Origin of the sequence: Paenibacillus sp. N3.4 (assembly GCF_008017805.1) — a bacterium.
Taxonomy (GTDB): Bacteria; Bacillota; Bacilli; order Paenibacillales; family NBRC-103111; genus Paenibacillus_E.
Genome location: NZ_VRTT01000019.1, coordinates 69,802 through 95,025 on the forward strand (window position 1 = coordinate 69,802; position 25,224 = coordinate 95,025).

A 25,224-nucleotide genomic window follows, 5' to 3' on the forward strand; every position below is an offset into this window, starting at 1 on the left:
GATCGAATCATAAGCCTAAATTTCGGAGGGACGAAACCTTAGCTGGGGCCACCTATGTAGTAACGAGAGCATAAAGGGCGATTTGCAAAATGAAGTTAACAAGTATGGGTTGATAAATGATAGATGAGGGAGGTTTTTTGAAATGCAATACAGACGTTTAGGCAATAGTGGTTTGAAAGTAAGTGAATTAAGCTTGGGCAGCTGGCTTACCTATGGTGGGGCCGTTGATTCGAAGCAATCCGAGTTGATTATTGATAAAGCCTACGAGTTGGGTATCAACCTGTTTGATACAGCCAACGTTTATCACAGAGGCGAAGCGGAGCAAGTGGTCGGCAAGGCATTGTCTAAATATCCAAGGGAATCGTATATTCTGGCAACAAAGGTGTGCGTGCCTATGGGGGATGGGCCCAATGACCGCGGTTTGTCCCGCAAACATATTAAAGAGCAATGTGACGCAAGCTTGAAAAGGCTCGGCGTGGACTACATCGACTTGTATCAATGTCACCGTTACGATACGGAAACTCCGCTTGAGGAGACGCTTCGGGCCTTGAATGATCTAATTACGCAAGGTAAAGTATTGTATACGGGCGTCAGTATGTGGAAGGCCGAACAGCTTCTCGACGGCGTTCATATTGGCAAAGCGTTGAATTTGAATCGTCTCGTATCCAATCAACCGCAGTATCATATGTTTCGACGCGGCATTGAGAAGGACATTGTTCCATTGTGTAAGAAGGAAGGAATCGGACAAGTCGTGTATTCGCCTTTGGCTCAAGGTATTCTGACCGGTAAGTATAAACCCGGTATGCCATTCCCATTGGATTCAAGGGCGGCAGATCCGGAGCAAAACGGGGCAATTGTTCACTTGATGAAGGAAGAACAATTGACCAAGGTCGAACAGTTGAGATTCATTGCAGAACGCAATGAATTAAGTTTAGCTCAATTGGCTTTGGCTTGGATTTTACGCTTGGATAATGTCTCTAGCTGCATCATTGGAGCTTCTCGGCCTGAGCAAGTGGCGGAAAATGCAAAGGCTTCAGGCGTGAAGCTTTCTGAATTTGATCTGCAGGAAATCGAAAACATTTTAAATGGTTGAGTCATTCGGAAGGAGGGGAGGGTACGCATGTCAACGAAGGATCATCTCATGGATAATGCAGAAGCGGATAGCCGGCAGCGGAATCATTTTAAGGAAGAATCCATCGATAAAGAACGTGAAGAGCGGATTGCTTGGTGGCGAGAAGCAAGAGTTGGGCTGTTTATTCACTGGGGGTTGTACTCACTGCCGGGAGGTATCTGGAAAGGCGAAACCGTGAACGCTTCTTACTCCGAGCATCTGCAATTAAGAGCCCAAATTCCTATTCAGGAGTATGAGCAGATTACTGCCCATTTCAACCCTGTTCACTTTGATGCGAAAGCGTGGGTCCGAACAGCAAAGGAAGCTGGTTTGAAATATATCATTTTCACTGCTAAACATCATGATGGATTCGCCATGTATGATTCTAAAGTAAGCGATTATAATCTGGTTAAGGCAACCCCTTTTGGACGTGACCCTATAGCAGAATTGGCCGAGGCTTGCCAGAGCGAAGAGATGGTCCTGTGCCTATACTACTCTCATGCCATGGATTGGCATCATCCTGATTCCCAAGGGAATACCTTGGATTTCCCGGGCAATATTGGCGCTTACGATCCATTGGAAGCATGGATGAACGAAGCGGATAAAAAAAATCGCTATGAGCGGTATTTGCAAGAAAAGGCTTATCCGCAAATTCATGAATTGCTTGAGCAATATGGTCCTGTCGGCATTCTTTGGTTTGACTGTGGACATAAGATTTCCGACGAGCAGGGCATGCTATTTGTGGATTTGGTTCACGGGTTACAACCGAGCTGCTTGGTCAACCACAGAGTTCGGCGGCCAGGTTTCGGGGATTATGACAATACGGGCGACAACCAGCTTCATGTCCGATCGTTTGAAAGAGACTGGGAATCAATCGCTACGTTAAATCATTCATGGGGCTATAACCAAACGGATCATCATTGGCGCAGTCCCCAAGACATCCTGTATGACATGATTAACGTCGTCAGTATGGGCGGGAATTACGTCATCAACGTAGGACCTACAGGTGATGGGGAATTCGATCCGAAATCGCTGGAGATCCTCCAAACTATCGGTAGCTGGCTGAAAAAGAACGGTGAAAGTATATATGGCACACAAGGGAGCCCAATCGGCAAAATGCCTTGGGGCCGATGCACCATTAAAGGACATACGTTATATCTGCATGTTTGGGATTGGCCTGTTCGTGGGGAGTTGATGATACCTGATTTGCACAATCCTATTGGCAAAGCTTATTTGTTGGCGGATTCGGAGAAAACGTGCCTAAAGCAACAGCGCATGAAGGACTCGGATGGTATCGTCATTATTCAATTACCCGCAGAGGAGCTTGATCCCCTTTGTACAGTGGTAGTAGTTGAGTTTGAGGGAGATATGAAGCCGAATCCTCTTCAAGTATTGCTTCCTGGAGGAGTGACTCATGTTTTTGGGGTTTTTGATGGGGAGCTGCATGGGGAATCTTTGCGATATGATACAGGGAAAAAGGGGAGAGACAATGTCAGGGATTGGCATGCTGTCCATGATTATATCTGTTGGAATTTTCGGGTGGCAAGCCCAGGCTCCTACCAAGTAACTGTCGTTTATGGCACGGATGAGCAGTCTGCAGGAGGTTTATTTGAAATCACAGTAGGTCACGAAAAGCTGGCTGCTGCGGTGAATTTTACAGGTGGTGAACATCAATTTCTAGCGTATGAGATTGGCCAAATTGATTTTGCCCATGCAGGTGAATTTAAATTGGCCGTCAAGCCGGACACCATCTGCGGAAAGGTATTGATGAACTTAAAGGAAATTTGGCTTGTCGAGTTAATACCAGAAAGTTTGGAGGATGTATGACTGTTATGAAAGACAATTTTGCCCTACACAAAACGGTAACATGCAGTTCCGAGAGCAAGAATGCTATGGCTAGCCACGCCATTGACGGAAATGTAAATACATTCTGGCAGCCATTAGGTTTGGACAAGAAAGAAGACAATCGAGTGTGGCTGACTGTCGATTTGGGCGATAGCATCTCTTTTAATGAGGTTGTTTTGAAATTAGCATCCGGGTTCATTAGCGCTTACAAAATTAGTTATTCCCAAGACAATTTTACATGGCTGGATGCCTTTCAACGGGATACTTCCAAAGGTGGAATTAGCGCCTTAGACATCGCTTTATTTCCTAAAGTTACGGGAAGATATGTCACTCTTGAAGTGGATCTTTTTGATCCTGAGCGTGATTTTCAATTGATCGAATTAGGCATCTATGACTTGTCATCCATTCCTTCCGGACCCTTGTTGGATCGGGTTTTTATCACAGATGCGTCAGGCGAAGTCTACGATCAGGATGATACCGTATCGTTGCAAGTGAGCAGCATGGCAACATTCACTTTAAAAGGAATCATGACCGACGGTTCTGAAGCTGAGATGGCGAATGCAGCGATCTTCTTTATAAGTACCTGTCCTGAAGTAGTTTCAATGGGGGAACAGGGTGTTCTCACTGCACAAAAGCAAGGCATTGCACAAGTCAAAGGGGTTGTCATTCTAGATGGGGTGGCTAGAGAAAACAGTCTCTTTATCGATGTTTACGAACCTTCCGATCGGCTGGTTGAATTATGGCTAACGCATTCGACACTTGTTATGGAAATCGGTCAACCTGCCTTGTTGAAGATAGGTGACACCCTTCCTATTTTGCATATCTTGGCTGATGAAGGCATGACTGTGAACGTTTCTTTGCTAAACGAATCGACTGGGGAAATCATGCTGGACCTGCCAGAACGAGAAATCTGGGCACAAATGGAAAGCATGGTTACATTTTCAGGCCATTCTGCTCAACTAGGGCGATATCAAATACAAGTAACGTTACTTTTCTCAGGGAAACCTGTCATCTACGATTCATTTTATTTCACCATTGTTGATCCTTTACATGCAAAGATTGGCCAAAGCCAAATCGTTTACTTGGATGAGGCCGGGAAGCTGGACTATGTACCTGATTTCAAAGGGAATCGGGTTCTGGATTTCTCCAATAGCGGTTATGGCGGAGGCGGTGTGAAATTACCCGATATCCCGCCAACCATTAACATTGAACCCGTGGAGGGGGATAACACGGAACATATCCAACATGCGATTGACCGTTTATCCGCCTTGCCGGTATCAGCCAAAGGCTTTCGGGGGACGGTTCTTTTGAGGAAGGGGGTCTATCCAATCAGCGGAACGCTGCGAATTAACGCAAGTGGTATCGTATTGCGAGGCGAGGGCGCAGGCGAGGATGGCACTTTACTTTATGCGACAGGGACGATGAAGCGGAATCTGATCGAAATATTAGGCGCGTCCGGTCCTCGTTTGCTGACAGAGACATTAACGTCCGTTAGCGATCTGTATGTCCCTTCGGGATCTCGCGAGATCCATGTCGAGGATGCTTCTTGCTTTCATCCCGGCGACACCGTGAAGGTGCTGCGGCACGGAAATGAACGATGGATACATGCCATAAGCATGGATTCCATTCGAATGAGGCCTGTTACAGGAGGGACGGTTCAATGGCTGCCTTTTCATCTCGAATTTGACAGGGTAATCACTCGGATCGACGGGAATTGTATCACGATGGACGCGCCCGTCGCCAATGCGCTCGAAAAGCGATGGGGCTGTGGAGCTATCGTTAAATATGAAGATACAACACGTATTGAACATGTCGGTGTGGAGCATTTACGGGTAGATGTTGAATACGACCCGAGCATCACGAGTACGAGAATCGACGGCAACGAGGGAAGCTTCTCTTATTTAGCTGATGAGGATCATGCCATTAACTTTATTTTCATGGATCATGTCAAAAATGCCTGGATGAGAAATGTCAGCGGTTTTCATCTGCAGCATGCCCTTGTGCAAGTTGGACGCAATGCCAAATGGGTGACTATACAGGATTGCGCTGTATACGATTTTATCAGCGTGATTACGGGAGGACGCCGATACCCGTTTCATCTGATGGGCGAATTAACGCTGGTGCAGCGCGCTTATACGGAAACAGCACGACACGCATTCGCAGTCGATTCGCGGGTTGCGGGGCCGAATGTGTTCCTCGACTGCGAATCGAAAAAGGATTACAACACCAGCGAGCCGCATCATAGATGGTCCGTAGGCTGTTTGTACGACAATGTAAACGGGCGTATTCATATTCAGGATCGTGGCTGGCTGGGAAGTGGGCATGGGTGGTCGGGTGCTAACTATGTCACTTGGAATACACAAAATGAACTTGTATCGCAACAACCGCCCACCGCCCAAAACTATGCAATTGGACATGTAGGAACGAAAGGAAAATCGTTTCTTCCTAACCCTTATGATCCTAGACAGCGGCAGGAGGCTTACTGGGAAAGCTTTGGGACACATGTAAATCCCCGCAGCTTGTATATGCAGCAATTACAGGATCGTCTTGGTTCTGAAGCGATTCGGAACATTGAGGGGGACCATCATTCTCCACGATTACATGACCAGAAGTCTTAGCCTCGTCTGCATTTGTTTATTGCATTTTGAAAGCGGTGCTACGGGGTTATTTAGATGAACGCTATGGATCAATCCATAGCGTTTTTGCATATGATCGAAGCTAACCATGTATATCATACCTTAAGTTAGTTCAATATCAACTTAAATAACTATTATGTTATCTTTTCTCTCATAAATTATGATTTAGTAAGAAAAAGGAAGGAGGGTAACACTTTTGGTAAGCGTTTGCAAGTAATCATCTACGTACACTTGGGGAATGGGTTGAAATGAATGCGGGAGGGAAAATAAGACCAATGATTTCGAAAAAAAAGCTGTCATTACTATTCGTACTTGCTATGGTGTTCTCTATGCTTGCTTCCGTGGTTAACGTGTACGCGGATGCAGCGCCAACTTCAACTGCTGCAGACTCCACGCCCTCTAAACCGACTGCACCTCCATTGGACACGCAAGCTAAATTTAACGCATTGAAAGAAAAGGGAATATTGGATGGATCCGATGAGGCAGGTAAAGCGGATCTCGACAAAGAAGTAACTCGCGCTCAGCTAGCCAAAGTAATCGTCTTGTTGAACGGGCTCGTCGAAGCTAAGGCTTCCAGCTCCGTTTATACGGACTTAGGCGATGCAAGCTGGGCTATTGGATTTATCGGAGCAGCAACGAAAGCGGGCTATATGGATGGTATCGCCAAAGGGCAATTCGACCCTTCTGGCATCGTAACTATTGAACAAGTGGCATCTGTATTGACGCGCGTTTTCAAACTTCAAGCAGATGAAACGGAAGCAGCAAAAGTTACTGGAACCGTATCCGGCTGGGCAAAAAGGCATGTTGCTGCAGCAATCACTGCAGGTCTTATTACGAGCACAACGGACTACACGAAAACAGCAAAACGAGAGTTTCTAGTAAACTCCGCATATGCTGCCTATCAATTAGTCCAATCCGGAGGCCCGCCAGTAACCAAAGTATCTGTTGCTGAACTTAAAGCAACAGGCGCCAAACTACTTGTGGTCAAACTAAACGGCGTTATTGCCGATACCAGCAAGCTAACCGTTTCTGTTCTTCGCGGAGGCATCACCGGGGCTGTTGTAACAGGCGCTCAAAAATGGAATGCGGTCAAGAACGAAGTAACCATTACGCTGGATACGAAAATGACGGAAGGTATCTACACAGTCAAATTAGATGCGGTCAAAGACGGCGGACTAACTATTGACAAAGGTACTGCCGAGGTATCCGTAACCAATGAGAAAATTACCCAAATTGACTTCACGACGCCTTCTGATACCATTGCGCAAGGCAAGATCAAGCTTACATTTAAAGCAACGAACCAGTATAAAGAAGTATCCGACTTGAGTGCTGCTATTTTTGGCATACTTACAAGTTCTGATCTGAATATGGTCCCCGCGGGTGATTCGCAGTCTTTGACCATTGATGTAGGAAGCGCCGTATACGGCAACCAATTGCGAAAGGATGCTAGAATCGAAGTGCGCATTGTCGCACCCGATTATTCGATTCAAGCAAACAAATCGTTTATAGTTGGCGATCCGCAATCGGTCGGCAAAGTGGAGCTAAGCGATGTTGTGTATGTTAACGGTAAAACGAAATTCGAAGCAGGCGATCTGGTGACCGTTCCCTACAAAGCATTTGACCAATACGGTTATCCGATCATGGATCTCGATGTATTGACGAAAGGCACGAGCGTTTACTCCAATGCAGCGGGCGTTATCGATACGGCGGCGACTTACCCTCCGCATGGCTTCGGTTTTATTGCTGACGAAACGGGGGACGGAATTCCTGAATTGAAGGCAAAAGCCGCTCAAAATTTTACGATGTTTAGCGTAAAAGATGTCACACTTTCGTTGACTGCATTTGGTTCAGGCCAATCCACTTCTAAAGTCATGAAGGTTGGGGTTCCAAAAACTCCGTACGAAATTAGCATAGGTAACTTCCCGAATACGGTTGCTGTCGGCGATGAAGATTTTTATCTTCCGATCGTTGTTAAAGACCAAGGAGGGAATATACTAAGCACAGATGATGTTGTAGAGAATGCCGATAAAATAAGTGTTAACGGATCTGCTATCGGCAGTGTAGCCATTGGTGCCAAGGATGTATCTGGCAAACTAATTGGCGGTATCGAGAAGAGTGGTGCAAATAGAGGCTCAATTCGTATTTCCGATTTGAAATTGTTTACGGATCATAATACGGGCCCATTAACGGTCAAAGCGATGGTTGTGACAAGCGGGCAAACCGCATCCAACACCACAAATGTTGTTGCCAAGCGTTATCCGAAGACGGTTTACTTTTCGGTTGTGCCAAAGCCCAAAATGCTACCATCGTTTGATTTGGATAAAGGAAGAACTGAAAACGCATTTAGATTGAAATTTAAAGACCAATATGGCGAAGATTTTGATCGGGATTATCGGGGCTATTCGATGAAATTGTCTTTTGCCAACACCTCCAGCACAGTTTCTGACGCTGTGTACGTCGTCAGGGGAAGCATAACTCCATTTTTAGATACGGTAACAACTTCTTTCATTGTAAACGGCGTAGATGGTACGGTAGAAGGATATGATTCAGGTAAAAGTCCGACAGATTTCGGCTATTACCGCGACAGAGATTTTTTCTTCATTTCAAAACCAGGCGATAACAATGAAGGAACCTACCAGGTTACAGCCCAGTTGTTCAAAGGGGATCGTGCAACTGTTGCAGCAGGAACGGCTTCCTTATTGTCAACAGCCATCGGCTCGACGCAGCTCCAAAAAGCTAGAGAGGCCAATAATTTAATTTATACGCTTACGCCATTTACAAATGGCATCTATGCGGTTGATAAAATTAAGGACACCTTGCAAGGCTCGGTAAAAAATGTCATCAATAACGTTTATTCTACAGAAGGTTATTCTTTGGAAAACATGTTCTCAGGCAAAGTCGTGCTTACGGCAAAGGATGCCAGCGGGAACATTGTCCAAATGCCTAACAATGCGATTCAAACGATTAATTCCACTACCACTTCTAACACTCGAGTTTCATCCGTCGTGAATAAACCGAAGGCAGATGGACAAACGGCAAACTTTTTCGATGGTTACGGCATTCGCGGAAAAGATGTGGGGACCACAAGCATTTCTGTTGTATTCAAACCATCCAACTACAGCGGCAGTAAGGTAGTATTTATGGATAGTATTTCCATTAAGGATGACCCGCTAACGGTTAGCTCGTTAACAGCAACCTATAACGGCAAGTCAAAAATCATGGGGTTGTCCCAGCTAAAAGCAGGAGTTAACATCTTCTCGGGGAATAGTGTCGATACGACAGCAAAAAAATTACTGCTAAAACAAACCTTCAGCAACATTACGCTAATGGATCAGTACGGCAATAACGCCTTTAAAAACAGCTCGGTGATCCGTGTTGCGCCTGTATTTGGAATTCAAATCTTTATAAGCAATGTAAAATGGACTAGCGACAATATCGTACCGGATTCAGGCTATCTCGCAGTTGAGTCCAATATTACCGGTGTAAACAGCGTGAACGCATCGTCAAATGCTCCATATGAACTAGTGGGAGATCCAACAACAGGATATCGATATCCGAAAGATGACCCAGATGTGGGAGCTGGCGCAGGAAAAGAAGTAGATCCAACCGATTGGGTGTTCTCCACCATAAACAATAAAATCAGGCTATATCGCGGGGATGCCAAGTACATCTACAGACCTGCCACATCCGCTGTAGACGGATCACCTGTGGAAGTTTCTTCATTCACTGCAACCATGATCACAGCGAATGGGAAAACGATTTCAGTTGATGTTTACCCGGATGCAACGAAGTAATAACCGTGATTGGAATAAGTTTTTGCTTAAAAGGCAGGTTGCGACTAGCAATCTGCTTTTTCTTTTTGTCTCGAGATGCAAGCACTAAGCCAAAGGGTGAGTCCGTTGAAGGACTATCTCCTTTTCCGCTTAGGAAGATCTTGTCCCAACTTTCCGAAATGGGTATGAAGCTGAGCGTATATATTTGGGAATAATATGAAAGAAGTTCTAATAGGACGACTCCACTAAAGAGGCGAACTACACGTAATGCTAAGTTTTTGAGGAATAGATGATTAAAAACATCATAAATATATAATTTATTGCGCGATTATCAACAAATATCTAGAAAAAAGGCGATAAATAGTGTAAGCTTCATGATAGCAAAATGTTACAAGCTTAGGAGGAAATATAGATGAAGTTGTTTTTTGAAGGGGATATGACTGCTTTTTTACCTGGAATTGGCCTATTGTCGCAGGAGCTTGGCATTACCGTAGGGGAAGACGGGCTGCGCGTTCAAGTTGAACCGTCGACAGGCGATTTGGAAGTAGGTTTGGAGCAGGGGAAAGCTTATATACGTTATGGACAAAAGCACCAATTTTTCCGCGGGCTCGGCCTTCTCGTACAGCACGGCCGCAGTAGAGAGTCTTTCCATATCCGGGAAAAACAGCAGTTCGACACCATCGGGCCCATGTTCGATCTGTCCCGCAATGCGGTACTCACGCTGGACAGTTTCAAATTCATGCTCAACAAAATGGCGTTGATGGGGCTGAACACCGTCATGCTCTATTTGGAAGACACTTATGCAATCAGCGAGGAGCCTTATTTCGGCTATATGCGAGGCCGATATTCCCAAGCAGAGTTGAAAGAGATTGACGATTACGCGGACCAATTTGGTATTGAGGCGTTCCCGAGCATTCAGACTCTAGCACATTTGGAGGAGTTCCTGAAATGGGAACCTGTGAAACATTATAAAGATACGAAAGGTGCACTGCTGGTTGGGGATGACAAGACGGATCAGTTGGTCGCAAACATGATCGAGGCGGCCAGCGCTCCTTTCCGCAGCCGTAAACTTCATGTCGGCATGGACGAGGCGGAAGAGCTCGGCCGCGGCAAATATTTGGATCAAAACGGCTATGCAAGCCGCTTTGACATTATGACGGCGCATTTGGAGAAAGTGCTGGACATTGCACGGGGGCGCGGGTTAAAGCCGATGATGTGGAGCGATATGTTCTTGAAACTTGCTTCAGAGGGCGGCAGTGAGTATTACGACGAAGAAACCCAAATTCCGGAGGAGATGGCTCGCCGTATCCCTAAAGATGTGGATATGGTGTATTGGGATTATGTCCATACGGAGCGGGAAGATTATGAGAGCTTGATCGCCAAGCACAGACCGCTCGGCTGTAATTTAGTATTCGCCGGCGCTGTTTGGGTATTTAACACATTCGGGGTTAACTATGGCTTGTCATTGAACGCCTCTGACACCGCGCTGCAGGTTTGCAAAAAGGAAGGCATCCGCGAAGTTTATGCGACAATGTGGGGCGATGACGGGATGGAGAGCAACCCGTTCATTGCTTTGCTAGGTTTGCAGCTTTATGCCGAGCACGCGTATTCCGAGGAAAAACCGAATTGGGAGCTTCTCTCGGAACGCGTGAAATTCTGCACGGGCATCGAAGCTGACGCTTTCCTGCAGCTCAAATATTTGGATGAGACGCCTGGCTCCGAGCCTGACAACCGCAAGCAGAGCAATCCTTCGAAATTCCTATTGTATCAGGATGTGCTGCTGGGACTGTTTGATAAGCAAATCGAAGGGCTGGAAATGTCTGCTCATTATGCGCAGGTAGAGAAGGAGATCCACAGCCGCCGCGTCAACGACGCCGAGTTGGATTACTTGTTCGACGTTCCGGAGAAGCTGTGTCGCGTGCTGAAAAGTAAAAGCGAGATCGGGATTGAGCTGAAGCGGGCATACGACGCAAAAGATACAGATACGCTGAGACGCATTGCAACAGAAGTGTTGCCAGCAATCGCGGAAGCTGTGAAGGAGCTGCGCTCTGCCCATCGCACCCAATGGCTGCGCATGTTTAAGCCGTTTGGCTGGGAAGTTATCGACATTCGATACGGCGGTGTTGTCAATAGGCTGGATACAGCTTCGATGAGAATTTTCGATTATCTCGAAGGTAGGATCCTGCAAATCGAAGAGCTGGAACAGGATCGTTTGCTGTACAGCACCACGAACAGGTTTACGAATAAAGGGGTAGGCTGGTGCAGCTATTATTACCGGATGGCGTCGCCAAATGTCTTCTTCCATGTGCTGAACCCTTTTTAAATATTCGCTTAATTAAGATATAGGGAAGGCCGCTGATAATATCCAGCGGCCTTTTTCACTATTTCTGAAAGGTTTTTTGCGAACATCTGGCCTATTTTACAGCAGGAAGAGGGAATGATATGAAACAAATTAACTCTTCCAAGAAGTGACAACACGTGATAATATGATACTAAATGTATCATATGGTGCATTTATTTGTAAGCGCCTTCAATTTGTGAAAGGAAGAGATGTGCTGTCTCATGATCAAAAAAACGATTTCGATTCGTTCGCTTCTGTTGTCAGTTTTCCTATTGTTGATGATATTTCCCTTGACCGTGGCCATTATTACTTACAAAAAGGAAAATGAAATTTCCCAGAAGCAGGTCAGTCAATATTTGCTGCAGACTGTGGAACAGACGCAAAGGGCACTGGACGCTAATTTAGCCGAGATTGACCGCTTGACTTGGCCTTTGCTTTATCAGCAATCACTAGATTTTTTGGACAATTCGCTTGAAACTCCCTATCAATTGTTTCAGGCCAACCAGAAGTTTCGAGATATGGTGTACATCTATTTGTTTCGCGGCCGGCTCGATCACATTCGCGACATCTATTTGGTTACAGCGGACCACCAAGTGCTATCGACCAATACGTCGTTATATGCCTTTGATCAAATTGACGCAGGTCATTTTAGATACATAATGGATCAGCTTGAGAGCGAACCGCTTAAAATGAACTGGTTCAGCGATAAATGGGCCATATTTCGTTCGCAGGAAGGATTCCAGACCCCAATCCACGCTTCGGTTACAGCAGTGCGCAGGCTGAACGACAGCAACACCTCCGAGCTGAGAGGATATTTATTTGTACAGCTTAACGACCGGTTTATTAGTGAAAATGTAGGAAACGTGCGCATCGGTTCTACAGGTTCTTTTATGATATCGGATGCAGCGGGGGATGTCATTTATCAGCAGGATTCCGCTTTGTTTCAAAATCTCAGTATGTCAGAGACGATCCAAAACCTGCCCAAACAGGGACAGGGCATTCAGGTGGTGGACGCCAAGTGGCTGCTTGCTTTCAACACTTCTCCAACTAGCGGTTGGCAAATGACAGCTGTGGTTCCTTTACGAGAGCTGCTCGTACCGAATCAAAGGGTATTGCAGTATTTGATCATTATTGCGGGATTGGGCACTTTGATCTTTATCATTGTCTCGGTGCTGCTTGCTATGGCCATTTCCAAGCCTGTTATCCATTTAGCCCGGTTGATGTCTACGACATCCATTGACAATTTGCATATGCGGGAAAACGTCGGCTCGATCCGGGAAATCAGCATTTTGCAGCGGAATTTCAACCGATTGCGGGAGCGTATTCAACAACTGCTGCTCGATAATGAGCGCCAGCAAAAAGAGAAACGGGAAGCGTTGATGCAAGCGATGCAGATGCAGATTCAACCCCATTTTTTATACAATACGCTGGATACGATTTATTGGATGTCGAAGGAATATGAAGCTGATTCCATCAGCAAGTTGGTCACGGCGCTGGGCCGATTTTTTCGGTTTACCCTGCATTCAGGCCAAGAATGGACGAGCATGAAGAAAGAATTGGATCACGTAGAAAATTATTTGCAAATTCAATCGTTTCGTTACAAGGACAAGCTGAAATATGAGATTCAAATGGATCCTTCTCTTCAACATATATATGTCATGCCCCTTATTTTACAGCCTTTGGTGGAAAATGCGCTTGAGCACGGAATCGCCAAAATGTCCAAGGGAGGCAAGGTGTCCATTACGGTTGCCAGGGAAGGGGAGCGTGTGCGTCTATCGGTATTCAATACGGGCAGCGGAATTGATATCGAAAAAGCAAAGAAACTTTTGCAAAGTACCGATTCCAGCGAGCATGTTGGAATGAGGAATGTGGACCAGAGAATCAAGATGGCGTTTGGCCAGGAATACGGCATTCGATTTTCTTCATCCCAAGAAGAAGGGGCTCTAGTTCTCGTTTATATTCCTTATCAAATGGAGGCGGCCAAATGAATCATTTCAAACTGAATACGTTTATGGTTGTGTCTTTTTCTCTTCTGGTTCTATGGGCTTTAACGGGATATGTGCTCTTAAACCGGGATATGATCGATGCTTCGAATTCCCCTAAGCCAGTCGATGTTGTCAAAGTGCTGATCCGCACGGGAACGGAGTCTGCGGCTCTGCGTCAGATCGCTAAGCCCTTTGAAACGGAAACGGGCATCAAAGTGGAATTTATCGAAGTGGGGCGGGACAGTTATTTTACCACCGTGGGCACGCAGTTATTTGCAGGTTCGAATACGTTCGATATCGTCTTGATGCCGAGCACCTCCATTGCTCAATTCGCTTCTTCCAAAGCGATTCTGCCGTTGGATCATTATATTGCGATGAGCGACTCGACTTCCCGAGACTCGTTTGATATTAACGATTTTCTTTCCGTTTATCGTTATAACGGAAGTATTTACGCGCTGCCGACCGATATCCGGCACCCATTTTCTGTATTATCGCAGCGACTTAATTCCGAAACCACCGGAAACGTGGGATGAACTATACGAAGTGGCGCAGAAATTTTCCTCGAGCATGCATCCAGAGTCTCCTACTCGTTGGGGGCTGGCCATGCCTGCGGTCATTCCGGAAGAAAGGGAAAAAATATTTGATTCGATTTTATGGTCATTTGGCGGGGACATCATAGGAGATGACGGACAGGTATTAATAGATACGAAGGAATCGATCCAAAGCGGTGAATATTTGGAGAAACTGGTGCGGGATAAGATCGTTCCGGGCGATTTGATGTCTTGGGATTTCTCAAGGACTCGAGACGCGCTGCTCAATGGTGATGTCGCGATGGCTGCACCTTACTGGAATTCAGCCTATCCGATGATTAAGCAAAGCAACTCCCCACACAAGGATTATATCCGTATTGCGCTGATCCCCGGAATTCGCGATAAAAGCGGGGAAGTCCGCCGTGTTCCCTTTCAACATGGCTGGACGCTCGCCATGAATGCAAGCTCGACCAATCAGCTCCATGCATGGAGATTCCTTGAATTTGCCACGGGCAAGCAAGGCGGGATGATTTATGCCAAAAACGGCGGTATTCCCGCGAGACGCTCCATCCTGAGCGATCCTGTGTTCCGTGATAGCAGGCCTGATTTTGCGCTGATTCTGGAGAGCATGAGCATCGCCAAAAGTGAACCGTCGCTCATCTATTACCCAGCCATGGTGAATGTTGAGGAGGACGCTCTGGCTAAGATTTTGACCTTGTTTGCCAGTCCATCGGAAGCCTTTAAAGCAGCGGCAGTAGAATTACGCAACCTGTCCGCACATATTTCTATTAAAGGTACCAAAAGAATGGGGGAGAGTCCATGAATGTATCGATTTGCCGAGCTGTTATTATTGATGACGAAGCTTGGATCCGTGATGGCCTGAGCAAACACATTGGCTGGGAACGTTTAGGCATTGAACTGGTTCAGGTATTCGAAGACGGGATGGATGCGATTACTTATATTACCGAACAGCCCGTGGATATTGTGTTGTCGGACATTCGCATGCCGAACATGACAGGCTTGGAGCTTGTTGCGACGATTCGGGAGAAAGCAAAGGAACACAAGCAGTTATCCCACATCAAGGTTATTTTTTTAAGCGGATTCGGCGATTTTAAGTATGCCCAAGAGGCGCTTCGTCTGGGTGCGGTCGATTATTTGCTGAAGCCCTCAGATGTGGAGGAAATCGAAGAAGCTCTGGCTAAAGCCAAGGCGCTCAGGGAAAGCCCGGAGGAGTCTGTTCTACGCGACGAGTCGGGCATGGACAAGATAGAGGAGCCGGCTTCTTATCTAATCAAGAAGGCGCTTGGCGTCATGGGAGCCAGATTCACAGAGGATATCCACCTCTCCGAAATTGCCGAGGAATTATGCGTGACACCGAACTATTTAAGCCGATTGTTTCGGCAGGAGACAGGGAGATCCTTCAGTGACTATCTTTCCGATTTGCGGATGGAGAAGGCTACCGAACTGCTGAAATCCAGTATGTTAAAAATTTATCAGATTGGCGATGCGGTAGGCTACCCGAATCCCCGCTACTTTAGCGAATGGTTTCAAAAGCAGACCGGCATGTCACCGGGGGATTATCGCAAGCACCATGCCATATGAACTTTTGAAGGAAAGTGGAAGATGGATAGAAAAGCGGAACAAAAGATAGGTTTACCTCGTTAAAAGTACTTTCCCTTTCGGATACAATAAATTTGTAAAGCGGTTTCAAGATGGAACGAACGAAAGGGGAAGTAATATGAAACGTAAATTTGGTGTCATCATTTCGGCTTTAACTCTTACAAGTATGGTGTTGTCGGCATGTGGAGGCTCGACGACGACTCCGGCTCCAAGCGGGACGCAGGCGCCAAGCACACCGACGGCAGCCCAAAGCACGCCAGCGCCAGCGGAAACAGCCAAACCGGTAGCAGCAAGCGGCGGCAAAGTGGAAATTTTCAGTTGGTGGACAGGTGCCGGCGAAGAGGCTGGTTTACAGGGCTTAATCAAGCTGTTCAAAGAGAAGCATTCTGATATTGAAGTCATTAACGCAGCCGTGGCAGGGGGAGCGGGCACGAATGCGAAAGCCGTTTTGGCGAGCCGCATGCAGGGCGGAGATCCGCCGTCGGCCTTCCAAGTGCATGGCGGCGCAGAGCTTAACACGGGGTGGGTAGCTGCCGGTAAAGTCAGTCCGCTTAACGACCTGTACAATCAACAGGGCTGGAAAGAGAAATTCCCTAAAGACCTGATCGATATGGTCAGCAAGGACGGCAATATTTATTCCGTTCCGGTCAATATTCATCGCGGCAATGTCATTTTTTATAATAAAAAAGTATTGGACAGCAACGGTGTGAAAGCGCCTACGACGTTTGATGAATTTTTTGCGGCGGCAGATGCTTTGAAGGCTAAAGGGGTGACTGCTCTTGCGCTCGGAGACAAAGAGCCTTGGGCTGCGACCATGCTCTTTGAGGACGTTCTGCTTGGCAAACTCGGACCTGAGAATTATAACAAGCTGTGGACCGGCGAGCTCGCGTTTGATGACGCCAAGGTCAAAGAGTCCTTGGAAACCTTCAAGAAGATGCTGACTTACGTCAACAAAGATCATGCAGCACGCAACTGGCAGGATGCCGCACAGCTAGTGGCCAAGGGAGAAGCGGCTATGAACGTGATGGGCGACTGGGCCAAAGGCTATTTTACGACCGATTTGAAGCTGAAGCCGAACGAAGACTTCGGCTGGGTAACAACGCCGAACACAAGCGGAGATTTCATGGTCATTACCGACACCTTCGCGCTGCCTAAAGATTCCAAGGATCAAGCAAGCGCCAAGGAATGGTTGAAGGTTTTGGGTTCTGTTGAAGGTCAGGACGTGTTTAACCCGTTGAAAGGTTCTATTCCCGCACGTATCGATGCGGACGCATCCAAATATGACGCTTACGGTAAAGCAACCATTGAAGACTTCAAGAAAAGCAAGCTGACACCAAGTTTGGCGCACGGTTCTGCCGCTATTGAAGGCTTCGCAACGCAAGCCAACCAAATCATTAATATTTTCGTTACGCAAGGCAATGTCGATCAAGCATTGAAGACGCTCAAACAAGCTGCTGATGCGAACGGCATTAAAAAATAATAAAGAGGGGTCAGATGGCGGACTCGACATTTGACCCTATTTTCAGGAGTGTGAGTACATGAACGCTTCCCGTACATCCGGAGAACTTCAGGCTCAATCTGAGCTTGTGGCTCCCTTAAGGCGTAGCGTCTGGAAATCGGAGAGATGGATTCCCATACTGATGTTGCTGCCATCGCTCGTTTTAATCGGTATCTTTGTTTACGGTTTTATCGCATGGACCGGGTTTGTGTCGTTTACTGCTTGGAAAACGATGGTCAAGAACCTGAGCTTTGTAGGGCTCAGCAACTACAAGCTATTGTTTCAGGATTTTCGGTTTCAGTCCGACATGCGCAATACGCTGATGTTTACAATCATTTTTATTGGCATAACGATGGTCATCGGCATGTTTTTGGCACTCATGGTGGATCGTAAAGTACGGGGCGAGACGTTTTTCCGCAATGTGTTTATTTTCCCTATGGCACTGTCATTTATCGTTACCGGTGTTGTATGGCAGTGGATTCTGAATCCGACAACAGGGGTTAACCTTATTTTGAAAGCGCTTGGAATCAACAATGTTCCTCAGTGGTATATAAGCACGGATATTATCCCCCATATCCAATGGGGACAGATTGAATTCGGCCTGCCTATTGCCATTATAGCCGTTGCTATCGCTGCCGTATGGCAAATGTCCGGGTTCGCCATGGCGATGTATTTGGCAGGTCTGCGCAGCATATCCGATGATTTGCGAGAAGCGGCAAGAGTCGACGGAGCAAACGAATGGCAGTTGATTCGCAAAGTGATCATTCCGCAGCTGAAACCAATCACCATGAGCTTAATGATTATTTTAGCCCATATTTCACTGAAAATATTTGATTTGATCTACGCAATGACCGGACCGGGCGCTATGTTCGTGACAGATGTTCCCGGTGTATATATGTTCGAGACGACGTTCCGTGGTAATAACTATGCCCAGGGCGCAAGCATTTCCATGATTATGTTGGTGCTGGTTTCCTTGTTCATTGTTCCGTATTTAGTCACTAGCATGCGAAAGGAGAAGATATGACATGACATTACGGCGTTTCAATCGCTCGCTTCTGTACCTTCTTTTGGTCGCTTTGGCCATCGTCTATCTGATCCCTGTCTATGTGTTGCTGATTACAAGCGTGAAAGATTTGAGCGAAGTCACCTTGGATAAAATGTGGAGTTTGCCTAGCCATCTCAATTTTAACGGGTATAAAGAAGCGTTCCAGAAGCTGATTCCTAATTTGACGAACAGCTTTCTGCTGGCTGTTCCGGCAACACTGCTTTCATCACTGCTCGGTTCGATGAACGGATACATTTTATCAAAATGGCAGTTTAAGGGTTCTCATGTTTTGTTTACGTGCATGCTCTTCGGGATGTTTATCCCGTATCAAAGCATTCTGATCCCGCTCATTCAATTTTTGCAAGCGATTCACTTGTACAACTCGATCCCCGGTCTTATTTTGGTGCATGTCGCTTATGGGCTTCCCATTTGTACGCTTATGTTCCGCAACTTCTATGTGGGCGTTCCGACGGAAGTGCTGGAAGCGGCCAAGATTGATGGAAACGGTTTCTTCGGTATATATCGTCATGTGATTCTGCCTTTGTCAGTAACCGGGTTTGTTGTGGTCGCCATTTGGCAGTTCACCAGCGTCTGGAATGAATTTTGTTCGCCGTCACGCTCACAACGCAGAAGCAGCAGCCGATCATGGTTGCCTTGCAGAACTTGTCCGGCAGCCAAATTGTGCACTGGAATGTGCAGATGGCGGGAGCCTTGCTGGCAGCTCTGCCGACGCTGCTGATTTACATTTTGCTCAGCCGGTTTTTCATTCGCGGTCTTTTGGCTGGTTCGATTAAGGGTTAATAGGTATCAGAAATTAGTATTGGAGGAATGCTTGAGTGAAAAACAGATGGGCTGCCAAGTCGATGTCGATATTATCATGTTCTACTTTGCTCGCAGGAATATTGTACGCGCCCGGATCTCAAATCGCTTTGGCCGACGCTGCTCCGGCTTCGAGGAGCTTCTTCACTTCGTTTGAGACCGGAGATGTTCAACCGACCTGGGTCAATACGACGGAATTGGACGGTTCGGGAAACAAAATGACCTCAGGGGTTGACGGAAATACCCCTTATGTCGGAATTCCCGGTAATATTTCCAGCAAAATCGTACAGGTTACAGCTAGAGGCGATAATCCGCCTAATGAACTTGTGGCGAACTTGACAGACGCAAACAATAATACAAAGTGGTTGGATTTTAATAAAACAAGTTGGGCACAATTCAAGTTTGATCTGCCGAGAGTCATCGTGAAGTATGCTTTGACTTCGGCTAACGATGCGGCGGGAAGGGATCCGAAAAACTGGACGCTGCAAGGCTCTAATGACGGTACAACTTGGAACGTGCTGGATACGAGAACGAATCAGTCATTCAGCAGCCGATTTGCAACCAACGTATACGATTTTGCGAATACGACAGCTTACCTGTTCTACAAGCTGGATATCACTCTGAATGGCGGCGAAAACATCGTTCAGTTGGCGGAAGTACAATTGTCCGATGGCATCGAATTGCCCCCTCCGCCTCCGGCAGATATGAAATCCGACATTTCGAACGGGCCGACAGGTCTGTACACCGCGAAAAGCGGAGTTGGCTGGAGCGGATTAAAAGCAATGACGTTTGCGGGAACCAATCTGGTTAGCGGAAGAACCTATTCTTACAATAAAATTTATGACGTCGATGTAGACGTTACGCCAAATACGGAGCTTTCGTATTATCTGGCCCCGCAGTTTACCAGCACGACGGAAACCGATTATACGAGCACTTATTCGGCAATCGATTTGGCATTCTCCGACGGAACCTACCTGCATGATCTGGGTGCCATTGATCAGCATGGCTTCAAACTTGATCCTGTCTCGCAAGGGAATTCCAAAGCCTTGTACAACAATCAATGGAATTTCATCAAATCCCAAATCGGCCATGTTGCGGCAGGCAAAAAAATTAAGCGTATCCTTCTGGCGTACGATAATCCAAATGCGGTGGCAGGAACATCCTTCAAAGCAACGGTTGATGATATTAAAATTGACGGAAATCCGCTGCCGATGGCCCAGTCGAGGCTTTCCGATTATGTGAACATTCTTCGGGGCACGCAATCGAACGGCAGCTTCTCTCGAGGAAATAACGTTCCTGCCGTCGCCATTCCACACGGGTTTAACTTCTGGACGCCAATGACAGATGCGGGCTCAGGTTCATGGATTTATACCTATAATGAAAAGAATACGGCAAACAATCTGCCTGTCATCCAGGCTTTTGCGTTGAACCATGAACCTAGCCCTTGGATGGGAGACCGTCAGACGTTTCAGGTGATGCCTTCGAACGTAACGGGAGTTCCGAGCGCCAATCGTACGGATCGTCAATTGGAGTTTAAACATGCCAATGAAATCGCCAAGGCCCATTATTACGGCGTCACTTTCGAGAACGGCATGAAAACAGAGTTTACGCCTACGGATCACGCAGCTATGTTCCAATTTACGTTTACAGGCAGCGAATCCAATTTGATCTTCGACAACCAAAGCAACAGCGGAGGCATTACGCTTAACGCCGATGGATCCATACAGGGCTATTCCGATCAAAAGAGCGGCAATTCCAACGGAGCTACGCGCATGTTCTTTTACGCGACCTTCGACAAACCGGTAAAAGCCAGTGGAAATCCGTCCAAGAATGGCGGCGGAGCCAATGTGTCCCGTTATTATAAGTTCGATACGACAACAGATAAGGTAGTTACGATGAAGATTGCAACATCGCTCATCGGAGTTGATCAGGCGAAGAAAAATCTGGATTTGGAAATATCGCCAACCGATACGTTCGATACGATCAAGGAGAAGGCGCAGTCCAATTGGGATCAATTATTAGGCACGATTCAACTTGAAGGGGCGACAGAGGATCAACTGGTCAATATGTACTCCAATATGTATCGTTTATTCTTGTGGCCGAACTCGGCATTTGAAAATACAGGCACGAAAGAAGCACCGACATACAAGCATGCTGACCAAACCCCGCTCACCACATGTTCGACTAGCACAGCAGTTCAAACATGCGCCAAGATTGTAGACGGGAAATCATATGTGAACAACGGTTTCTGGGATACGTACCGGACGACATGGCCGGCGTACAGCTTGCTGACCCCAACTGTGGCTGGGGAACTGGTTGACGGATTCGTGCAGCAGTATAAAGACGGGGGCTGGATCTCCAGATGGTCTTCGCCGGGCTATGCGAATATCATGGTAGGAACAAGCGCAGACGTTGCTTTTGCGGATGCCTACCTCAAAGGCGTCACCAATTTTGATGTCAAAAGCTTCTATCAAGCAGCAATCAAGGATGCGTCGGTGAACCCGCCGAATGGCAATGTAGGCCGTAAGGGGATGAACACATCGGTATTTAAGGGCTACACAAGCTATAGCGACACAGGTGAAGCGATGTCATGGGCAATGGACGGATACATCAACGACTTTGGTATTGCCAATCTGGCTAAAGCGCTAGCTGAGAAAAACGACACCACAGATCCTTATAACGCCAATTACGCTTCAGATTACGAATATTACATCAATCGCGCTACCAATTATGTGAATATGTTTAATCCGAATCTTGGATTTTTTAACGGTAGGGATTCCAGCGGAGCATGGCGCAATACGTCCAGCAATTTTAACCCTCTCGATTGGGGCGGAGGATCCGGCGATTATACCGAAACAAATGCATGGAACATGGCGTTCCATGTGCCGCAAGATGGTCAAGGTCTGGCCAATCTATATGGAGGGAAAGAAAAGCTCACACAGAAGCTGGATCAATTTTTCAGCACGCCGGAAACAGCTCAAAATCCTGGATCATACGGTGGTCTCATTCATGAAATGAGAGAAGCAAGAGACGTTAGAATGGGGAACTACGGCCACAGCAACCAGCCGTCTCATCACATCATCTATATGTACGATTATGCCGGCCAACCATCCAAAGCACAGGCATTAGTGCGCGATGCGTTAAGCAGACTTTATGTCGGCAGCGAAATCGGCCAAGGGTATGCAGGGGATGAAGATAACGGCGAAATGTCCGCTTGGTACATCTTCAGCGCGCTAGGATTCTATCCGCTGCAAATGGGCAGTCCGGAATATGCGATCGGAGCGCCTTTGTTCAAGAAAGCGACCATCAACCTTGAAAATGGGAAGAAGCTCGTGATTAACGCACCGAAGACCAGCATGGACAATAAATATGTACAGGGTTTGAAAATAAACGGCGTTGATTACACCAAATCTTATATCAAGCATGCCGATCTTGCTGGCGGGGCTGTGTTGGATTTCGATATGGGACCAAATCCTTCCGCATGGGGAAGCGGCAGCGATGCTGCGCCAATTTCCATTACGCAAGGCTCCGATGTACCAAGACCGTATCGAGACAAAACCGACAAGCTCATTGCTCAAGGCGCAGGAAAAGTTACGGATAGTGCAGGCACAGCAGCCGCTACCCTAAACAACCTGTTTGACAATAACTCCAATACGGTAGGCACAATCAACAGCGCAGCTCCTTGGATTCAATACGATTTCACCAAAGGCAAAGAAAAAGTAAACATGTATACGCTCACCTCGACGTCAGGCAATGCCAATACCGATCCAATGAGCTGGTTGCTGAAGGGCTCCAATGACGGGCAGAATTGGACGCTGCTAGACACGAGAAGCGACGAGAAGTTCACTTGGCGCCAACAGACCAGAGCATTCCCAGTTAAGAACGATGCGGAGTTCTCAAGCTACAGGCTTGAAATTACCGCAAATGGCGGAGGAGCTTCCACCTCGTTAGCTGAAATTGAATTCCTCGGTTCCGATCTCAGCGATAAGGATTCCGTGGCGAAAGCAATCGCAGCGCTCGATCTGGGCGATACCCAGCATGTTACCGTGGCTCTGGCTTTACCGTCAGCGGGCGTGCAAGGGACAACTGTCACCTGGAACAGTTCCGACACAACGGTTCTCAGCAATGCGGGTAAAGTTGTCTCTCGTCCGGGATTAGGCAAGCCCGATAAGACAATTACGCTAACGGCTAGTGTACAAAAAGGAACGGTCATTCAAAGCAAATCGTTTACCGTTATCGTCAAAGCGTTAAGCAAGGTTGAACCGCCATATGATGCGGGTGTGGATTTCATCAACGGTTTTGAACCGACCGACACGCCTCCTACTTGGAGCAACTCTCCAATTGTCAGCAAAAATGTTGGCGAATTCTGCTGCGGTTTAGGCGGTATGGAATCCAAGATCGGAACGACGGATACCGACAAAGCAAACGCCCTGCTGTATTCCGGTAATGCTATGGATGCATCGGCGAATTACACATACAGCCAATTGTTTAATGTTTCGTTCGATGTGAAACCGTCCACGGTATTATCGTACCGTATTCTCCCTGAAGGACCCAATGCCCAATCGAGCACGTCCACGATCAGGAAGACAAGTGCTTATATTTCGGTCGACTTGTTGTTCACTGACGGAACGTATCTGCATGATTTGAACGCCGTGGATCTTAACGGCATTGCATTGACTCCGCTTGCTCAAGGTCAAGGCGGAAAACTTCAACTTGATGCATGGAACACAGTTACAGCGAACATCGGTGCGGTAGCTGCAGGTAAAATTGTTGACAAAATCCTGATTTCCTTTAATGCTACAGGCCAAACCGGCTATTTCCGAGGGTACGTGGACGATATCCATATCAGTCACGATAAGAGTGTTCCACAAGCTCCAAGCGCATCTCTGGAAGGTGCATCCCAAGCAGCTCCAGGTCAAACGTTCGAGTTGACTTATGCGCTAAGCAGCGTGACCCAGTCGACGTATGCCCAGGATATTACGGTAACCTATGATCCGGAGAAGCTGGAATATATCAAGGCGGATTCTCTGAATGAACACTTCTTTGTCCTGAATCAAGCGCAAACTGCGGGTCGGGTACGCTTGATTACGGCTAATGTGGGTGGCTCCGTGCAGGGAGAAGATTTGATGAAGCTTACATTTAAAGCGAAGCAGCTCTCAGAATCGGCTTTGGCAACTATAACATTGTCGAAAGTCATTGTAGCCGACGGAAAGGGAGATGAGTCAGAAATCGCGGGCGACTCTCATAACGTGCTGATCAAGCTTGCCGATAAATCGGCCTTGACCGCGCTTATTGCAGAGACGCAAAGCAAGCACGATGCTGCAGTTGAAGGAACCAGATATGGTCAGTACCCGGCAGGTTCGAAAGCAGTTCTGCAAGCGGCGATCAATCAGGCTGCGGCTGTAGCCCTTAATAGAGAAGCGACTCAAGAGCAAATCGATCTAGCTTTTGCCGCTTTGCGTACGGCACTACAAACGTTTAATGTTTCAGTCATTTCCGTCGCTGATAAATCAGAGCTTCAAGCAGCAATTGTGAACGCACAAAGCAAATATGATGCTGCAGTTGAAGGTACGGACCCTGGTCAGTATCCTGCGGGAGCGAAAGCGAAACTGCTAGCAGCGATCGATCAGGCATCGAGCGTAGCTGCCAATCCTCAGTCTACTCAAGAGGGAGTGGATCAAGCGGTGACGGTTCTGAACACGGCACTCCAAGTCTTTACATCCTCTGTTAACACCAGCAGACCGGGAGATGTTAACGGCGATGGCAAATTCAGCATAGGTGACCTTGCTATCGTGGCTGCTTATTACGGTAAAAACTCTTTGGACAGCAACTGGCAGCAGTATAAAGTTGCCGATATCAACGGCGATGGCGTTATTGATATCATTGATCTTGCTGCGGTAGCCCAAAAAATACTTGAAACAGAATAAACACCATGGGGGGGATGGCGAAATTCGCCTCCTTCTCTCTTTACGAAAAGAGTTGCTAATCACCGAGACCAAGACCTCTTTGTTTAAAAAACAT

The 25,224-nt window shown here is 47.0% G+C and carries 10 protein-coding genes and 2 pseudogenes; all 12 read left to right on the forward strand.

Features of this window, described 5'->3' with window-relative positions:
* The first annotated feature begins 142 nt into the window (after positions 1–142).
* The 12 genes and pseudogenes from FU659_RS12060 (at position 143) to FU659_RS12120 (ending at position 25,130) form a co-directional block, all read left to right on the forward strand.
* Positions 143–1,093, forward strand: coding sequence for an aldo/keto reductase family protein (locus tag FU659_RS12060; RefSeq protein ID WP_147947810.1), 951 nt, complete (start codon positions 143–145; stop codon positions 1,091–1,093).
* Between the two features lie 27 nt (positions 1,094–1,120).
* Positions 1,121–2,938 carry an alpha-L-fucosidase gene (locus FU659_RS12065; protein ID WP_147947811.1) on the forward strand — a complete coding sequence of 606 codons (1,818 nt, stop codon included), beginning with the start codon at positions 1,121–1,123 and terminating at the stop codon, positions 2,936–2,938.
* A complete protein-coding gene (locus tag FU659_RS12070; protein ID WP_147947812.1) occupies positions 2,935–5,574 on the forward strand; it encodes a discoidin domain-containing protein in 2,640 nt (879 codons plus the stop codon). Before FU659_RS12065 ends, FU659_RS12070 begins: the two co-directional genes overlap by 4 nt.
* Positions 5,575–5,867: 293 nt before the next feature.
* Complete coding sequence (locus tag FU659_RS12075) at positions 5,868–9,386, forward strand: S-layer homology domain-containing protein (protein WP_187274106.1); 3,519 nt, start codon at positions 5,868–5,870, stop codon at positions 9,384–9,386.
* A 391-nt stretch (positions 9,387–9,777) separates the two neighbouring features.
* On the forward strand, positions 9,778–11,688 hold the full coding sequence (locus FU659_RS12080) for a beta-N-acetylhexosaminidase (protein WP_147947814.1): 1,911 nt from the start codon (positions 9,778–9,780) through the stop codon (positions 11,686–11,688).
* 239 nt (positions 11,689–11,927) lie between these two features.
* Entirely contained in the window at positions 11,928–13,694 is a 1,767-nt protein-coding gene (locus FU659_RS12085) for a sensor histidine kinase (protein WP_187274107.1), read from the forward strand.
* 89 nt (positions 13,695–13,783) lie between these two features.
* A pseudogene (locus FU659_RS12095) lies at positions 13,784–15,044 on the forward strand (ABC transporter substrate-binding protein).
* Positions 15,041–15,823, forward strand: coding sequence for a response regulator transcription factor (locus tag FU659_RS12100; RefSeq protein ID WP_147947818.1), 783 nt, complete (start codon positions 15,041–15,043; stop codon positions 15,821–15,823). Before FU659_RS12095 ends, FU659_RS12100 begins: the two are co-directional and overlap by 4 nt.
* Before the next feature lie 136 nt (positions 15,824–15,959).
* Entirely contained in the window at positions 15,960–17,321 is a 1,362-nt protein-coding gene (locus FU659_RS12105) for an ABC transporter substrate-binding protein (RefSeq protein ID WP_147947819.1), read from the forward strand.
* A gap of 58 nt (positions 17,322–17,379) precedes the next feature.
* A complete protein-coding gene (locus FU659_RS12110; protein WP_147947820.1) occupies positions 17,380–18,363 on the forward strand; it encodes a carbohydrate ABC transporter permease in 984 nt (327 codons plus the stop codon).
* Position 18,364: 1 nt separating this feature from the next.
* Positions 18,365–19,185 (forward strand): annotated as a pseudogene (locus FU659_RS12115) (carbohydrate ABC transporter permease).
* 35 nt (positions 19,186–19,220) lie between these two features.
* Positions 19,221–25,130, forward strand: a complete 5,910-nt coding sequence (locus FU659_RS12120; RefSeq protein WP_147947821.1) for a GH92 family glycosyl hydrolase — start codon at positions 19,221–19,223, stop codon at positions 25,128–25,130.
* Positions 25,131–25,224 lie beyond the last annotated feature (94 nt).

Excerpts from the sequence above, each read along its gene's own strand:
- FU659_RS12065 (WP_147947811.1), top strand. The coding sequence starts at position 1,121 with ATGTCAACGAAGGATCATCTCATGGATAATGCAGAAGCGGATAGCCGG.
- FU659_RS12060 (WP_147947810.1), top strand. The coding sequence starts at position 143 with ATGCAATACAGACGTTTAGGCAATAGTGGTTTGAAAGTAAGTGAATTA.
- FU659_RS12080 (WP_147947814.1), top strand. The coding sequence starts at position 9,778 with ATGAAGTTGTTTTTTGAAGGGGATATGACTGCTTTTTTACCTGGAATT.
- FU659_RS12110 (WP_147947820.1), top strand. The coding sequence starts at position 17,380 with ATGAACGCTTCCCGTACATCCGGAGAACTTCAGGCTCAATCTGAGCTT.
- FU659_RS12105 (WP_147947819.1), top strand. The coding sequence starts at position 15,960 with ATGAAACGTAAATTTGGTGTCATCATTTCGGCTTTAACTCTTACAAGT.
- FU659_RS12075 (WP_187274106.1), top strand. The coding sequence starts at position 5,868 with ATGATTTCGAAAAAAAAGCTGTCATTACTATTCGTACTTGCTATGGTG.
- FU659_RS12070 (WP_147947812.1), top strand. The coding sequence starts at position 2,935 with ATGACTGTTATGAAAGACAATTTTGCCCTACACAAAACGGTAACATGC.
- FU659_RS12100 (WP_147947818.1), top strand. The coding sequence starts at position 15,041 with ATGAATGTATCGATTTGCCGAGCTGTTATTATTGATGACGAAGCTTGG.
- FU659_RS12085 (WP_187274107.1), top strand. The coding sequence starts at position 11,928 with ATGATCAAAAAAACGATTTCGATTCGTTCGCTTCTGTTGTCAGTTTTC.